Source organism: Paenibacillus sp. R-74696, assembly GCF_055814915.1.
This window is the reverse complement of the sequence record NZ_JBPULM010000045.1, coordinates 19,056-32,636: the sequence shown is the minus strand read 5'-3', so window position 1 is coordinate 32,636 and position 13,581 is coordinate 19,056. Positions and strand designations below refer to the sequence as shown.

Sequence of the window (13,581 nt, the reverse complement as noted above, 5' to 3'; positions counted from 1 at the left end):
GCTGCAGCTCATAAAAAAACGATTGCTTCAACTCATATTTGTACTCTTTATTTTATCCTTAGTTATTTTTATTCTGATGAAGCTCGCTCCTGGCGACCCTGTGCTTACCTTGCTGCATGCTGATGAAATGTCGATTACACAGGCCGATGAAGCTGCGCTTCGGGAGGAGCTTGGCTTCGATCAGCCCGTGCTTGTGCAATACGGAAAATGGATGCTCGGGCTAATCCAGCTTGATCTGGGCAATTCGTACTTAAAAGGCCGTCCGGTGCTGGATGAGCTGCTGGATAAGCTGCCGGCGACGATTCAGCTGACAGCTAGCGGCCTTGCAGTCATGGTAGCCATTGCACTCCCGCTCGGCCTAATCGCTTCGCGCTATCCAAACCGCTGGCCGGATCATGTGTCCCGCATACTCGCACTTGTTGGCGCGTCGATTCCGAGCTTTTGGATGGGGCTACTGCTCATCTACTTATTTTCCTTAAAGCTAGGGTGGCTGCCGACAAGCGGCAAGGGCAGCTTCGCACATATGATTTTGCCATCTATTACGCTCGGTTTTGCAATGGCTGCTGTCTATGCAAGGCTGCTGCGCTCCGGGCTGCTGGACAGTCTATCCCAGGATTATATTAAAGCAGCAAGGGCACGTGGGCTAGCTGAACGCCGCATATTAATGGGACATGCGCTGCGTGCCGCGCTGCTTCCGGTTATTACAGTGTTCGGCGTCAGCTTCGGCAATTTGCTCGCAGGATCCGTTGTCATTGAAACGCTGTTTGCTTGGCCGGGGCTTGGCAGCTTGGCGCTTGAGGCGATTTTTGAACGTGATTATCCGATTATTCAAGGGTATGTGCTGGCGACGGGACTATTCGTTGTTGTCGTCAATCTGCTAGTTGATCTCAGCTACAGCTTGCTTGACCCGCGAATTCGCTTAGGGAAAGGAGCTGTCTCATGAATGGGAAAATAACTGCGGAGCTTTCACTGCCGCTAAGACGGAGCCAAATGGGCCGGCAAATGCTGCATAACCGTACGATGCTGCTGGGCATGGGCTTGCTTGGAATCATCGTGCTGCTTGCGCTGTTTGGACCTATTATTGTGCCTAATGATCCTTTAACTGTGCAAATGGGAGAACGGCTGCTCTCCCCAAGCTGGCAATACCCGCTCGGAACGGATCATCTCGGAAGATGCATTTTCACAAGGCTTGTTATAGGTGCGCAGCTTACGCTAGGCATCTCAGCCATTGTCATTGTTACGGTAATCATACTTGGCGTACCGCTGGGGCTTATTTCGGGCTATATCGGCGGACGCTTCGATTCGATTATTATGCGGCTTGTAGATGGCATGGGTGCGCTTCCGGAATTTATTTTTGCCATCGCGTTTGCTGGTTTTCTCGGACCTAGCCTGCCTAATTTGATTTTTGCCATTGTGCTGGTGAAATGGATTGGCTACGCCCGGGTTGTGCGCAGCGTCGCCTTATCTGAGCGCGAGAAGGAATATGTGCTGGCGGCAAAGGTTGCGGGCTGCAGTACTTGGACGATTTTGCGCCGCCACTTGCTGCCGCAAATAATCTCTCCTGTTATCGTGCTGGCGGCACTAGATATTGGGAAAATTATGATCATCTCGATGCTCTCCTATCTGGGACTTGGCGCACAGCCGCCAACGCCAGAATGGGGCGCCATGCTCAATGATGGCCGACCTTATTTTCAATCTGCGCCGCAGCTCATGATTTATCCGGGACTTGCCATTATGGCGATCGTCATTGCCTGCAATCTGCTCGGTGAAGGGCTGCGCGAAGCACTGGATGTCCGCAGTCGCTAGTATCGATTCGAGGTTAGCAAGGGAAAGGAGGCGTATGACCTGATGCTGCAAATAATGGATAAGGAAATGCCAGTGCTGGAGGTTTCACAGCTGCAAATTTTCACGCGCCAGGGGAAGCAGCAGCGCCCGCTCGTTCATGGCGTCAGCTTCGTCATCCCTAGAGGCGAGACACTTGCACTTGTAGGGGAAAGCGGCAGCGGCAAAAGTGTAACCGCAAGTGCTGTGCTTGGCTTGATGTCCAGCTCGCTTGGCATAGGCAGCGGGGAAATTCGCTTTCGCGGGGAAAATGTTCTAGCGTGGGCGGATAAGAAGCGGCGAGGTTTGCGTGGACGCGAAATCGGATTTATTTTTCAAAATTATCAGGAGAGCTTTACGCCATTTATTACGGTTGGCAAGCAGATGAATGAAACGCTGCGTTCTCATGAGAAGTTGACAAGGCGGCAGGCAAAGGTGCATGCGTTGGAATGGCTGGAGCAGGTAGGGCTGCCTGCGGAGCGTGTCTATAGCAGCTATCCCTTCCAGCTAAGCGGTGGGCAGCTTCAACGGGCTGCCATTGCTGCGGCGATGATGCTTCAGCCTTCGCTGCTTATAGCAGATGAGCCGACGACGGCGCTGGATGCGCTTTCGGGCGAAAAGGTGCTGGATGTGCTTTCCAGCCTTCAGAAGCGAACGGGCTGCGCAGTACTGCTCATTTCACATGATCTGCGGCATGTGGTGAAACGAGCTTCGACGATAGCCGTCATGAAGGACGGGCATATTGTTGAGCTGGATACAGCAGAGCATATTTTGTATCACTGCCATCATGAGTATACGCAGCAGCTATTGAATGCAAGGCCATATATAACATAAATGACTTAACGTACGGGAATTTAGGAGGTGAACAGCAGGTGCAGCCTTTGTTGCGTGTAGAGCGTTTAAGTAAAACCTTCATGAAATCGAAGGAGCAGGTTTATGCGCTGAAAGAAATTTCGCTGCAAATTGCGAGGGGTGAATGTCTTGGCGTTGTTGGCGAAAGCGGCAGTGGAAAAAGCACATTAGGCAAAGTGATTTTGGCGCTGGAGCGACCGGATAGCGGTGAAGTATGGCTGGATGATGTTCCACTGCTACAGCTAAAGGGGGCGGCACTTAGAGAGCAGCGGCAGCATGTGCAGGTCGTATTTCAGGACCCGAACGCCGCGCTTAACAGCAAAATGCCCATTTGGCGTTCGATCATGGAGCCGCTTGATAATTTTCCGAAGGTAATGCCGCCTTTTCTGACGGGCGATCGCTCAGATAGGCTCGGTATGGCGTCGCAGCTGTTAGAGCTTGTCGGCCTGCCTATGGATCATTTGGCCCGTTATCCGCATGAGCTCAGCGGCGGGCAGCGGCAGCGGGTCGCTATCGCTCGGGGGATCAGCTTGAACCCTAAGCTGCTCGTCTGTGACGAGCCAACCTCAAGCCTCGACGTATCCGTTCAGGCACAAATTTTGCAGCTGCTCAAAAGCTTGAAGCAAACACTGGGCATGTCCTATTTGTTTATTTCCCATGACATAGCCTCCGTCCAATATATGAGCGATAGAATGATTGTTATGAAGGATGGAGAAATGATTGACGAGTTTGCAAGCTCCGAGTTGACACATGAAGATCGGCATCTCTACACCAAGCTGCTGGTGGAGGCGGCGAGCTAGCCGTCTTGTCTGAAACAACATATAAAATTATAATTTGAAACATTTTAGAAACTGTGCTATTATCAAAACCATCTTAAAAAGCGAGGAAGAGAAAACATACGAAGGCGATTATGTTCAGAGAGCAGGGGGAGTGCTGAGACCTTTGCCATAATCCTTGTATGCCGTCATCTCGGAGCTTTTGATGGAAAGCGGAGCCTGTGTGCGCTGGGCACCCGTGAGTAGACTCAAACGGAATGGCACACGTTATCGTGCGGCAGGTAGGGCATGGCCCTATCTCATGAGGCTGAAATCGCAAGATTCCAGTGAATCAGGGTGGTACCACGAAATTTTTCCCCTTTCGTCCCTTAAGCATGGCAGAAGTTTGCTATCGCTTGCGGATGAGAGGGGTTTTTCTATTTTCAAAAATAGGAAAAGCGAGGAAGAGAAAACATACATTAGCGATTATGTTCAGAGAGCAGGGGGAGTGCTGAGACCTTTGCCATAATCCTTGTATGCCGTCATCTCAGAGCTTTTGATGGAAAGCGGAGACTGTGTGCGCTGGGCACCCGTAAGTAGACTCAAACGGAATGGCACACGTTATCGTGCGGCAGGTAGGGCATAGCCCTATCTCATGAGGCTGAAATCGCAAGATTCCAGTGAATCAGGGTGGTACCACGAAATGATTGCCCCTTTCGTCCCTTAAGCATGGCAGAAGTTTGCCGTCGCTTGCGGATGAGAGGGGCTATTTATATTTCAAGGAGGCAGTCACATGGATAAATCAACTATACTTACGAGCGAATTACAGCAGCAGGATCAGAAATGGGTAACCGGATCGGAGCTGCTATTAAGTGGCTTGCTGATGGAAGGGGTAGATTGTGTATTTGGCTACCCGGGCGGAAATGTCCTGTATATTTATGATGCGATGGTTCATAATCGGGATTTCAAGCATATTTTGACCCGGCATGAGCAAGGGGCTATTCATGCGGCTGACGGCTATGCGAGGTCAACTGGGAAAGTGGGCGTTTGCATCGCTACCTCCGGTCCAGGGGCGACGAATCTAGTGACCGGCATTGCGACTGCTTATTATGATTCTGTACCATTAGTTATTATTACGGGTAATGTCTCAACAGCGGTTATGGGTACGGACGCCTTTCAGGAAGCCGATATCGTTAGCATGACGATGTCAATAACGAAGCATAGTTATCTGGTACGTGACGCTCAGGAGCTTCCGAGAATTATCCATGAAGCGTTTCATATCGCAAGCACGGGGAGGAAAGGTCCGGTTTTAATTGACATACCAAAAGACGTTTCAAATCAGAAAATGCTGGCTCAGCCAACTAGCCCAATTCATATACGCGGTTATCACGGCAATCCGATTCCGAATCATGAGGAAATAGATCGATTAATCGAGGCGATTGCCCAGGCTCAAAAACCCGTTATTATAGCGGGTGGTGGCGTCGTTTATTCAAATGCTTCCGATGAGCTTATCGAATTTGCGAACAAAACCAATATGCCAGTTGTGACGACCTTGCTTGGTTTGGGCGGTTTCCCAAGTGCACATGATTTATGGCTGGGTATGCCAGGCCATCATGGTGCGTATGCGGCGAATATGGCTATCCAAAACGCTGACCTCATCCTTTCAATAGGTTCACGATTTGACGACCGGGTGACGATGAAGCTCGATGGCTTTGCTCCGCAAGCAAAATGGATTGCTCATATCGATATCGATCCAGCTGAAATTGGAAAAAATATTAAAACGGACATAGCATGCATCGGAGATATAAAGGCTGTGCTGCAATATGCCAATACGCTCGCGGTAAGCTCACAATCGAGCAGCTGGATTGCTGAAGTGCAGCAAAATAAAAGGCTGTATCCCTTGAGGTACAAGGATTCCGATACGGAGCTTAAACCACAATTTGTTATTGAAATGATTCATGAAACGACGCAAGGAAATGCAATTATTTCGACGGACGTGGGGCAGCATCAAATGTGGTCCGCGCAATTTTACAAATTCAAGCATCCCCGTTCGCTCATTACCTCCGGGGGCCTAGGTACAATGGGCTTTGGCTTCCCCGCTGCTATCGGTGCTCAAATCGGAAACCCAGACCGACTAGTTGTCTCCATAAATGGTGACGGGGGCATGCAGATGTGTGCGCAAGAGATGGCGATTTGTGCGATCAACCAGATTCCCGTTAAAATCGTTGTTATTAACAATCAAGTGCTTGGCATGGTTAAGCAGCAGCAGGAGCTTATGTACGAAAGGCGCTATAGCCAGATCGATCTTGCCGGCAGCCCAGATTTCGTTAAGCTTGCTGAGGCGTATGGCATTAAAGGGCTAAGAGCAAGCAATAAAGAAGAGGCTATTCGCGTCTGGGAGGAGGCATTGCACACACCGGGGCCTGTACTTGTTGAGTTTGTCGTGCCAACAGATGAGAATGTATATCCGATGGTTTTAGCCGGAACGACCTTGGATCAGATGATTATGGGAGATTTTGAATAATAAAGCGGCTGAGTGGCGATTTGTTTTATGTGATTAAATAAATGCTGTCGTTTTGTGCAGATAGGCTTTGTCAGTGTCAGCTTTCATCGTTTACAATGAGGAGGAAAGAAGCGGGTGCCGAGTCTTAAGCATGGCTGCTTCGACACAATGGGTAAGGGGAGACTTGCGATGAGCGACAGAAAACGAATTATACTCGATGTAGACACTGGGGTCGATGATGCCATCGCGATTTTATACGCGCTGCTTTCTCCTGAAATTAAGGTGGAGGGCATTACGACAGGGTACGGAAATACGACGGTGGAGCAAGCTACAGATAATACGCTAAGAGTAGTACAGCTTGCCAATTGCGGCTACGAGGTGCCAGTTGCAGCAGGGGCGGTAGCGCCTACCGTAAGGCCTTCGCGTGGAACGGATGCGCATATTCATGGGCATAATGGTATTGGAGATGCGCATCTTCCGCCTTCCTCTCAACAGCCGCTGAAGGAAAATGCGGTCGATTTCATTATTCGCAAAGCTGCGGAAAATCCAGGAGAGCTCACTCTGGTGACGACAGGAAGAATGACGAATTTGGCGCTTGCGCTGGAAAAAGCGCCTGAGCTTGCAGGGCAGCTGAAGCAGGTGGTGACGATGGGCGGCACGCTGTTTGCACCCGGCAATGTCACGCCAGTTGCAGAAGCTAATATCTATGCCGATCCTGAAGCGGCGGCTGCGGTTTTTGCATCGAATGTGCCACTCACGATTGTCGGGCTTGATGTGACTGTGCCTACAAGGCTTACCGGGGCTGATTTGGAGAAGCTTGCGCGCTACGCGCCAGAAAATAAGCAAGCAATCATCCGCTTTTTGAATGAATCGCTTGGCGTTTATTTTGAATTTTACCGCAAGGTGAACTATTTTATTGAGGAATGTCCGATGCATGATGCGCTTGCCGTTCTTGTAGCGCTTAATCCGTCGCTCGTTACGACACAAAAATTTAACGCCGTCGTCGATTGCAGCAGCGGGCTGACAGCGGGTATGATTGTAACAGACAGAAGACCACGTCCATCTGTGGGCAGAAGTGTGGAGTTTTGCGTTGAGGTGGATTCGGCCAGAGCGATTCGCCAAATGATGTCGGTATTCTGGAGCGAATAAAGCTAGATAATGAAAGATAAGTTACGTGTACGTAATTAAGGGAGGATTTTGGCAGATGGAGCAGCGTTTTTCGCGGGAATCTAGATGTTATAAAACAGCAAGGGTGTTTCCAACAGATGTGAATAATCATAATACGCTGTTTGGCGGGAAACTGATGGCCTATATCGATGATATTGCCTCCATTGCGGCGACGAAGCATTGCCGCCGATCCGTTGTTACCGCTTCGACGGATTCGGTCGATTTTCTTTATCCCATCCGCCCTACGGATTCCGTATGTCTTGAAGCGTTCGTTACTTGGACGGGACGTTCCTCCATTGAAGTGTTCGTTAAAGTGGTGAAAGAGGATTTGCTGCGTGGAGAGCGGGAAGTGGCGGCGACGTCCTTTCTGACATTCGTTGCGCTTGATTCGGACAAGCGTCCGGTTGTGGTGCCAGCGGTCGTTCCCGAAACGGAAGAGGAGCTTAAGCTATTTGAAACAGCAGAGCAGCGGGCAGAAATGCGCCGTACCCGCCGCGAGCAGAGTAAACGCTTTGCTGAATTTTTGACGGTAAAGCATCCTTGGGACTGAGTGTAAATGATAGCTGCCAGAATGTATAGATTGTGCTTGCGGTTTGTATCGCTGCTGCGATTAAGGCCGCAAGGACAGCACGTACTGAATGCATGTGTATACAAACAAGGCGAGGCCTGTACATATGCCTAGAACGATATAAACTGCTTTTTTGCCGCTCACATGGACACCAACTTTCATCAATTCTTTCTTTATTATAAAGCAGATGAGAGCGAAAGTCATGGCGACGCAATGGCAGCGCGGTTAAATAGAATCGGAATAGCAGCAGCGCCCCTTCTAGCCGATAAGCCGGAAGGGGCGTTGCTGTCCTTCTATTATAAGGTAGTAATGACGCGATCCACTATGCCATATTGTACCGCTTCCTCTGCGGAGAGGAAATAATCGCGGTCCATGTCCAGCTGGATTTTCTCCAGCGGCTGGCCGGTTCGCGCGGAGGCTATCTGGTTGAGATGCTCTCTAATACGAATAATCCGATTGGCAGAAATCGCAATATCGCTTGCTTGGCCCTGAACGCCGCCATGCGGCTGGTGGATCATTACCTCGCTGTTGGGCAGGGCAAAGCGCTTGCCTTCAGCACCTGCAAGCAGTAGAATAGCGGCGAAGGATGCTGCAAGCCCCACACATATCGTACTGACATCCGGCTTAATATATTGGATCGTGTCATAGATGGCAAAGCCTGCTGAAGTAGAGCCGCCCGGACTATTAATATAGATACTGATGTCTTTCGTTGGATCCTCCTCCGCGAGAAACAGCAGCTGGGCAACGATACTGTTCGCGAGCTGGTCGTCAATCGCTGAGCCAAGAAAGATGATGCGATCCTTCAGCAGCCGTGAATAAATATCATAGGATCTTTCGCCGCGCGCGCTTTGCTCCACTACGTAAGGCACATAATTGGTCATAGGTTATACCTCCATTTATTCCGTTGGATATTTGCTTTCACTTAGTAAACGATTATCGGGGGCGAAAAGGATATGCAGCACTGCAAGCTTTTTTTTGCTCATCCGCGTATCTTAATAGGGACTTCATTCGTTTACAAGGTGAAACGGCTGTCTCCGTCCTTTGGCGGCGCGGCGCGTTTCAGTCCGAGAAATATAGAGAAAGGATGAGAAAATCATATCCTTTCCTATATTTTAAAATAAACGGTTCTGCTGCGTCTTCGCCCGGAATCTGGTTAAGAGGAGCGTGTCCCATGCGTTTGAAAAACAAAACCGCCTTACCGAACGAATATAACGTGCAGCAGCTTGCAGGCTTGCGCAAGTACAGCATCTCGCTGACAGGCTCAAGCTGGGATGCCGAAGATTTGGCGCAGGAATCGTGGCTGAAGGCGAGCCTCGCTGCGGATGCCGCCAGCCATCAGAATCCCGAGGCGCTGCTTCGGCGCATTGCCAAAAATAGCTGGATCGACCAAACCCGCAGAAAAGCAGTCTGGCAAAAAATAAGCGGAGAACTGCTGCATTTGCATCAGCAGGAAATCGCAATAAATAATCAAGAAGCTAGCGAGCTTGAGATTGTTTTTCATGTGCTGGTGAAGCATATGACAACGGCTCAAAGGGCTGTTTTTATGCTGCGGGACGTATACGGTTGTTCAAGCATCGAAGCTGCGGAAATTTTGGGGATGACAGATGGGGCTGTTAAAGCGGCGCTGCACCGTGCCAGGCAAGCGCTTATAGCTGTGCGCCAGCATCTGCTTCAGGATGGGCTGCCCCAGCCACAGGAGGAGCAAATGAAAACCTATGTACGGGCGCTGGCCTCTGCCTATTTGTCAGGCAATATGAAGGCAGTTGCCGCTTTAATGCAGCTTAGCGAAAATGATCCAGAGCTGGCCATCCACATGGCCCAGCATGAGCTGGGGCGCCTTGCGTCACGGCGCCAGACGGTTCCAGCAGAAGCGCGGAATATGGCGCTGGAATATGCTTTTATACACCATGCAGCCTAATCGCTAAATTACGGGCTATCGGTTTGTGAAAAAGCTAACTGTGCATGAGTAGCTGATTAATTTCTAATCATTAGCGAGTGCAGTCCAGTGTCTAACAAACGATCCAAGTCATGCCGCTTTCATTGACAGTAATAGTTGCCTGAATTATAATTGCCTAAGTCAACTATGTGAGTTATGCATCAATGAGGGGGAACGGCATGCTATCTCAGGAACAACGCCCGCGCTTATGGACTACTGCATTTATTACGCTAACCGTCTGCTCTTTTCTAGTTTTCTTTAATTTGCAGCTTTTGCTTTCTCCGCTTACGGCTTATACGAAAAGCACTTTTATGGCGAGTGACGTATCTGTCAGCCTCGTGACGAGCGTGTTTGCTGTTTCTGCGATTTTAACGCGTTTTATGACGGCGTTTGTGATGAAAAGAATGCCTCGATTGGCCATTTTGTACTTCGGCATTGTGCTTGCTGCCCTTTTTACCGCTATGTATATCGCGGCTGAATCCTTAGGCTCCTTGCTCATCATGCGTGTATTTTATGGCATTGGCTTTGGCATAGCCAGTACGATTATTCCCACACTCGTATCGCAAATTATTCCCGCTGGGCGTATTGGGGAAGGGATTGGCTATTTTGGCTTGTCCACCAGCATTGCGATGTCCATTGGCCCCATGATCGGGCTGAATATTTGGAAGCAATTCGGTTTTGAGGCGTTAAGCATAACCGGAACGGCAGCTATTTTGCTCGTTATCCCGATTCTGATATGGTTTCGTCCACTTCCGCCAGAGCCTCCGCGCCAGAGCCAGGAGGAGCGGAAAAGGGCTGCCGCAAGCAAGCCGCCCTTTAATTTCCAGCTTGTGCTTCCCGCGCTATTAAATGTGCTGCTGTCGATAACATACAGCGGGATATTAAGCTTTATCGCCTTGTATGGTGAAAAGCTTGCGATCAACCAGATCGGCTTGTTTTTCTTATTTAATGCGGTGACGATTATTATCGTTCGCCCGATTTCCGGCAAATTGTTTGACAGCAAAGGCCATGCCGCAGTGCTTATTCCTGGTGCGTTATGTGTCATTGCAAGCTTGACGGTGCTGTCGTTTACGACTTCCATTTCGCTGCTGATCATATCCGCGCTGCTGTATGGTCTAGGATTCGGCGCTGTCCAGCCAACGATTCAAGCTTGGATGCTGCGCAGCTCAAGTCCGGAGCAGCATGGAGCTGTGAATAGCATGTTCTATAACGCAACGGATCTTGGTGTTGCGACAGGGGCTATTTTATTAGGCACCATTGCCTCAGCGACGAGCTATGAAATGATGTATCGCTGCGCTGCTGGTGTCATGATTATCTTTTTACTCGTATATTTGATCATTAGCATGACGACGGCTGCAAAACATAAAAAGCGGGGCTGGATCAGGTCAGAAGCGGTTTCCCATAATATTTCAATGAAAAACAATTGACACCACCTTACTTGTCATGTAAGATGTAGAATGAATTACGATCTAACATCAGATGACAGCAAGGCATCAAACCATATATTTCTTTTCGTATAACCTCGTAAGCCGTATTCAGCTGCAGCTGGATATAAGAACAGGTCGGGGGTATCTACAGGAAGCCTTTACTTCCTAACTACGATAACAAGGATCAAGCTGTATTGATCGTTGCTATGTGGTTAGGATTTTTGTGTTGTCTGGGAAAGTTTAGAGAGACAATCAAGGAGGTTTAAGGACACAAATGAAGTATTTATTATCGGTTTTATTCGGTGCGATTAGTTACGGTGTGTTATCTACAATCGTGGTACTTGCCTATGGTCAAGGCTACCAATTAGGTGAAGTGGTTGGTGCGCAGCTGCTGACGGGATTTATTTTGGCCTGGATGCTGGCTTTTTATACGAAACAGCGGGAGCAGCGCAAAGCCCGTACGGCTCCAAACGCAGTTTCTCCTGTTACTCAAGCGGCCGAGGCTGCCAAGGCGCTTGCCGCTAAGCTGACGTGGAAAAGCAGAGTGTTGCTAATGCTTGCGGGTATGCCGACAGCTATAACAGGCTTGTTGTATTATCATTCGCTTCGTTATATTCCAGCTTCGCTGGCGATTATTTTATTGTTTCAATTTACATGGATCAGCGTATTGATTCAAGCATTCAGCAAGCGTCAACGTCCTAAAGGCGTTATGATGCTAGCATTGATTGTTTTGTTCGGAGGCACGCTGCTTGCTGCCGGCATTATGGAGGACGGCGCTGCCCAGTTCAACTGGATCGGCATCATTTTCGGCTTATTGTCCGCCGTGAGCTATTCCTTGTTTATTTTGTTCAGCGGCAAAGCGGTGCCAGCTGTACATCCGGCTTACCGCAGTGCTTGGATGATTACTGGCGGTTTGCTGCTTGTGTTTATTTTATTCCCGCCAATGTTTCTGTTTAATGGTTTGATTTGGGGTCAACTGCTCGTGTTCGGTTTCCTGCTAGGGCTGTTCGGTGCGTTTATCCCGCCTGTTCTGTTCGCAATCGGAGTGCCGCATATTGGTGAAGGCATGGCTGGCGTATTAGGCGCAGCCGAGCTTCCTGTAGCTGTCACGATGTCGGCCCTTATATTGAATGAGCATGTAAGCATGCTGCAATGGGTGGGCGTCGTTGTCGTGCTGATGGGCATTTTGCTGCCAGAGCTGAAACGCTTTAAAGGGCGTTCACAGCGTACAATGGCTGCTTAACTAGCGCTTGCTTTTTTATTAAAAAGGGGCAGATTTTCAAAAGGCATAACTTCTTTTTTATCAAACTTTGAAACATTTAGCTGAATTTTCCGTCTGTAGCAAAAAGGCGGTGTAAGGATTGAAAAAATGGCTGATTTTGTCGCTCCTGCTATTGTGGCTGCTCCCATCACAGGTGTCTGCGTTATCTTGCGCACAGATGAGAACACCAGCTGAGGCTTTTGATTGGTATGACGGTATCGTTATTGCTAAAGTAAATGAACGATACAAAACGATCTTTGCCAGTGACAATAAGCTTGTACTGACCGTGAGCACTAGCTATAAGGGAATTGAAGCACGCACACTGTCCGTATCAGAAGATCCGACCTGGGGAGCTTTAAATGGGCCGAGCGAAGAGGGCGTGGAGTATCTCTTTTTTCTGAAAGAGAAGGATGGGAAATGGGAGCATCCGCTATGCGCGCCTTCCATGACAACGCCAGTCAATAAGGAAATGGCGGCTTTTTTGAAGGACAAGGAATTGGATCTGAAAGCACAAGAATCGGTAGCTAAGCAGCAAACGACGCCCATATCCGAGAGGACTGCAGAGAGTAGTCAGAATCTAGAAAGCAGCTCATCAAGCAGGATTGTGATAGGTATCGCATTATTGGTGCTGGTTATTGCAGTAGGAGTGATCGTTTATCGTCGCTACGGCAGGCGGAACAAGTAATTGCTCACGATGTGATACTGCCATAATGAAGGAGGGAGCCTGAGCAATCAGGCTTTTTCTGTTTTTTAGAATTTTCTACTTTTGAATTGTGGTGAAATTTTGGCTAGTAAGTACAGTCGACACTTGCTAGCCAAAACGCTGCATTTTTCACTTGCGAAAATCATGCGGCTGCGCTCCTGCAGGCCAAGGAGAAACGCTATTAAGTCCCTTTACTTGACTAGGAATCCTGATAAATCAGTATTTATCTATAAATGAATACCTTTACTTTAGTTGAAAAATAAGGAACAGAAAGCCGGGAATGAAAATTTCCGGCTTTTTCGTTGTAGCCTGTGGGATTCCTTTCTGGAATCGGAGAACAGGCATTTTATAAAGATTATCAAAATAACCCTTATTTACTTTTTATATTCATTTAAATAAATTTTTACATTTTGATAAAGAGGAGTTTAGCTTCGGTTGTAGAAAAGGTAATATAATCCAACGATTCGAGCTTCTTCTCCCCTAATGTGCATTTTTTGTCGGGTACCTTTGTAGAGTCCACCACAATTATGTCTGAAACCATGCAGCAAATTTTACACAAGCAAATAGAGATTTAATAAATATGTTAAA

Annotated in this window: 12 protein-coding genes and 1 riboswitch; of the genes, 11 read left to right on the top strand and 1 reads right to left on the bottom strand. The window is 48.6% G+C overall.

Annotation, left to right across the window (positions count from 1 at the left end; genetic code table 11):
* The first annotated feature begins 1 nt into the window (after nucleotide 1).
* From nikB to ACSR9A_RS20295, 7 genes are all read left to right on the top strand, one after another.
* Nucleotides 2-943: a nickel ABC transporter permease gene (gene nikB / locus ACSR9A_RS20325; RefSeq protein ID WP_473760177.1), complete on the top strand. Its 942-nt coding sequence runs from the start codon at nucleotides 2-4 to the stop codon at nucleotides 941-943.
* Nucleotides 940-1,806 (top strand): nickel transporter permease, encoded by an 867-nt coding sequence (gene nikC / locus ACSR9A_RS20320; RefSeq protein WP_473759205.1) that lies wholly within the window; start codon nucleotides 940-942, stop codon nucleotides 1,804-1,806. Before nikB ends, nikC begins: the two co-directional genes overlap by 4 nt.
* A 42-nt stretch (nucleotides 1,807-1,848) precedes the next feature.
* On the top strand, nucleotides 1,849-2,655 hold the full coding sequence (locus ACSR9A_RS20315) for an ATP-binding cassette domain-containing protein (RefSeq protein ID WP_473759203.1): 807 nt from the start codon (nucleotides 1,849-1,851) through the stop codon (nucleotides 2,653-2,655).
* Between the two features lie 38 nt (nucleotides 2,656-2,693).
* The gene (locus ACSR9A_RS20310; protein ID WP_473759201.1) at nucleotides 2,694-3,473 is read left to right on the top strand and encodes an ABC transporter ATP-binding protein; all 780 of its coding nucleotides are present in this window, start codon (nucleotides 2,694-2,696) and stop codon (nucleotides 3,471-3,473) included.
* 748 nt (nucleotides 3,474-4,221) lie between these two features.
* Nucleotides 4,222-5,952 carry a biosynthetic-type acetolactate synthase large subunit gene (gene ilvB / locus ACSR9A_RS20305; RefSeq protein WP_473759199.1) on the top strand — a complete coding sequence of 577 codons (1,731 nt, stop codon included), beginning with the start codon at nucleotides 4,222-4,224 and terminating at the stop codon, nucleotides 5,950-5,952.
* A 168-nt stretch (nucleotides 5,953-6,120) separates the two neighbouring features.
* Nucleotides 6,121-7,080 (top strand): nucleoside hydrolase, encoded by a 960-nt coding sequence (locus ACSR9A_RS20300; protein ID WP_341282622.1) that lies wholly within the window; start codon nucleotides 6,121-6,123, stop codon nucleotides 7,078-7,080.
* A 55-nt stretch (nucleotides 7,081-7,135) separates the two neighbouring features.
* Nucleotides 7,136-7,648: an acyl-CoA thioesterase gene (locus ACSR9A_RS20295; protein WP_341282623.1), complete on the top strand. Its 513-nt coding sequence runs from the start codon at nucleotides 7,136-7,138 to the stop codon at nucleotides 7,646-7,648.
* 314 nt (nucleotides 7,649-7,962) lie between these two features.
* Here the strand turns inward: ACSR9A_RS20295 and clpP are convergent, their stop codons facing one another.
* Nucleotides 7,963-8,547: an ATP-dependent Clp endopeptidase proteolytic subunit ClpP gene (gene clpP / locus ACSR9A_RS20290; protein ID WP_341282624.1), complete on the bottom strand. Its 585-nt coding sequence runs from the start codon at nucleotides 8,545-8,547 to the stop codon at nucleotides 7,963-7,965.
* A gap of 290 nt (nucleotides 8,548-8,837) precedes the next feature.
* Here clpP and ACSR9A_RS20285 point away from each other — a divergent pair, with 290 nt between their 5' ends.
* The 4 genes from ACSR9A_RS20285 to ACSR9A_RS20270 all read left to right on the top strand — a co-directional run bounded on the left by ACSR9A_RS20285 (nucleotide 8,838) and on the right by ACSR9A_RS20270 (nucleotide 12,975).
* Nucleotides 8,838-9,584 (top strand): RNA polymerase sigma factor, encoded by a 747-nt coding sequence (locus tag ACSR9A_RS20285; RefSeq protein WP_473759198.1) that lies wholly within the window; start codon nucleotides 8,838-8,840, stop codon nucleotides 9,582-9,584.
* A gap of 197 nt (nucleotides 9,585-9,781) precedes the next feature.
* Nucleotides 9,782-11,029 (top strand): MFS transporter, encoded by a 1,248-nt coding sequence (locus tag ACSR9A_RS20280; protein ID WP_473759196.1) that lies wholly within the window; start codon nucleotides 9,782-9,784, stop codon nucleotides 11,027-11,029.
* Nucleotides 11,030-11,094: 65 nt separating this feature from the next.
* Nucleotides 11,095-11,221: riboswitch (purine riboswitch) on the top strand.
* A gap of 82 nt (nucleotides 11,222-11,303) precedes the next feature.
* Complete coding sequence (locus ACSR9A_RS20275) at nucleotides 11,304-12,272, top strand: EamA family transporter (RefSeq protein ID WP_473759195.1); 969 nt, start codon at nucleotides 11,304-11,306, stop codon at nucleotides 12,270-12,272.
* Between the two features lie 118 nt (nucleotides 12,273-12,390).
* Entirely contained in the window at nucleotides 12,391-12,975 is a 585-nt protein-coding gene (locus tag ACSR9A_RS20270; RefSeq protein WP_473759194.1) for a hypothetical protein, read from the top strand.
* Nucleotides 12,976-13,581 lie beyond the last annotated feature (606 nt).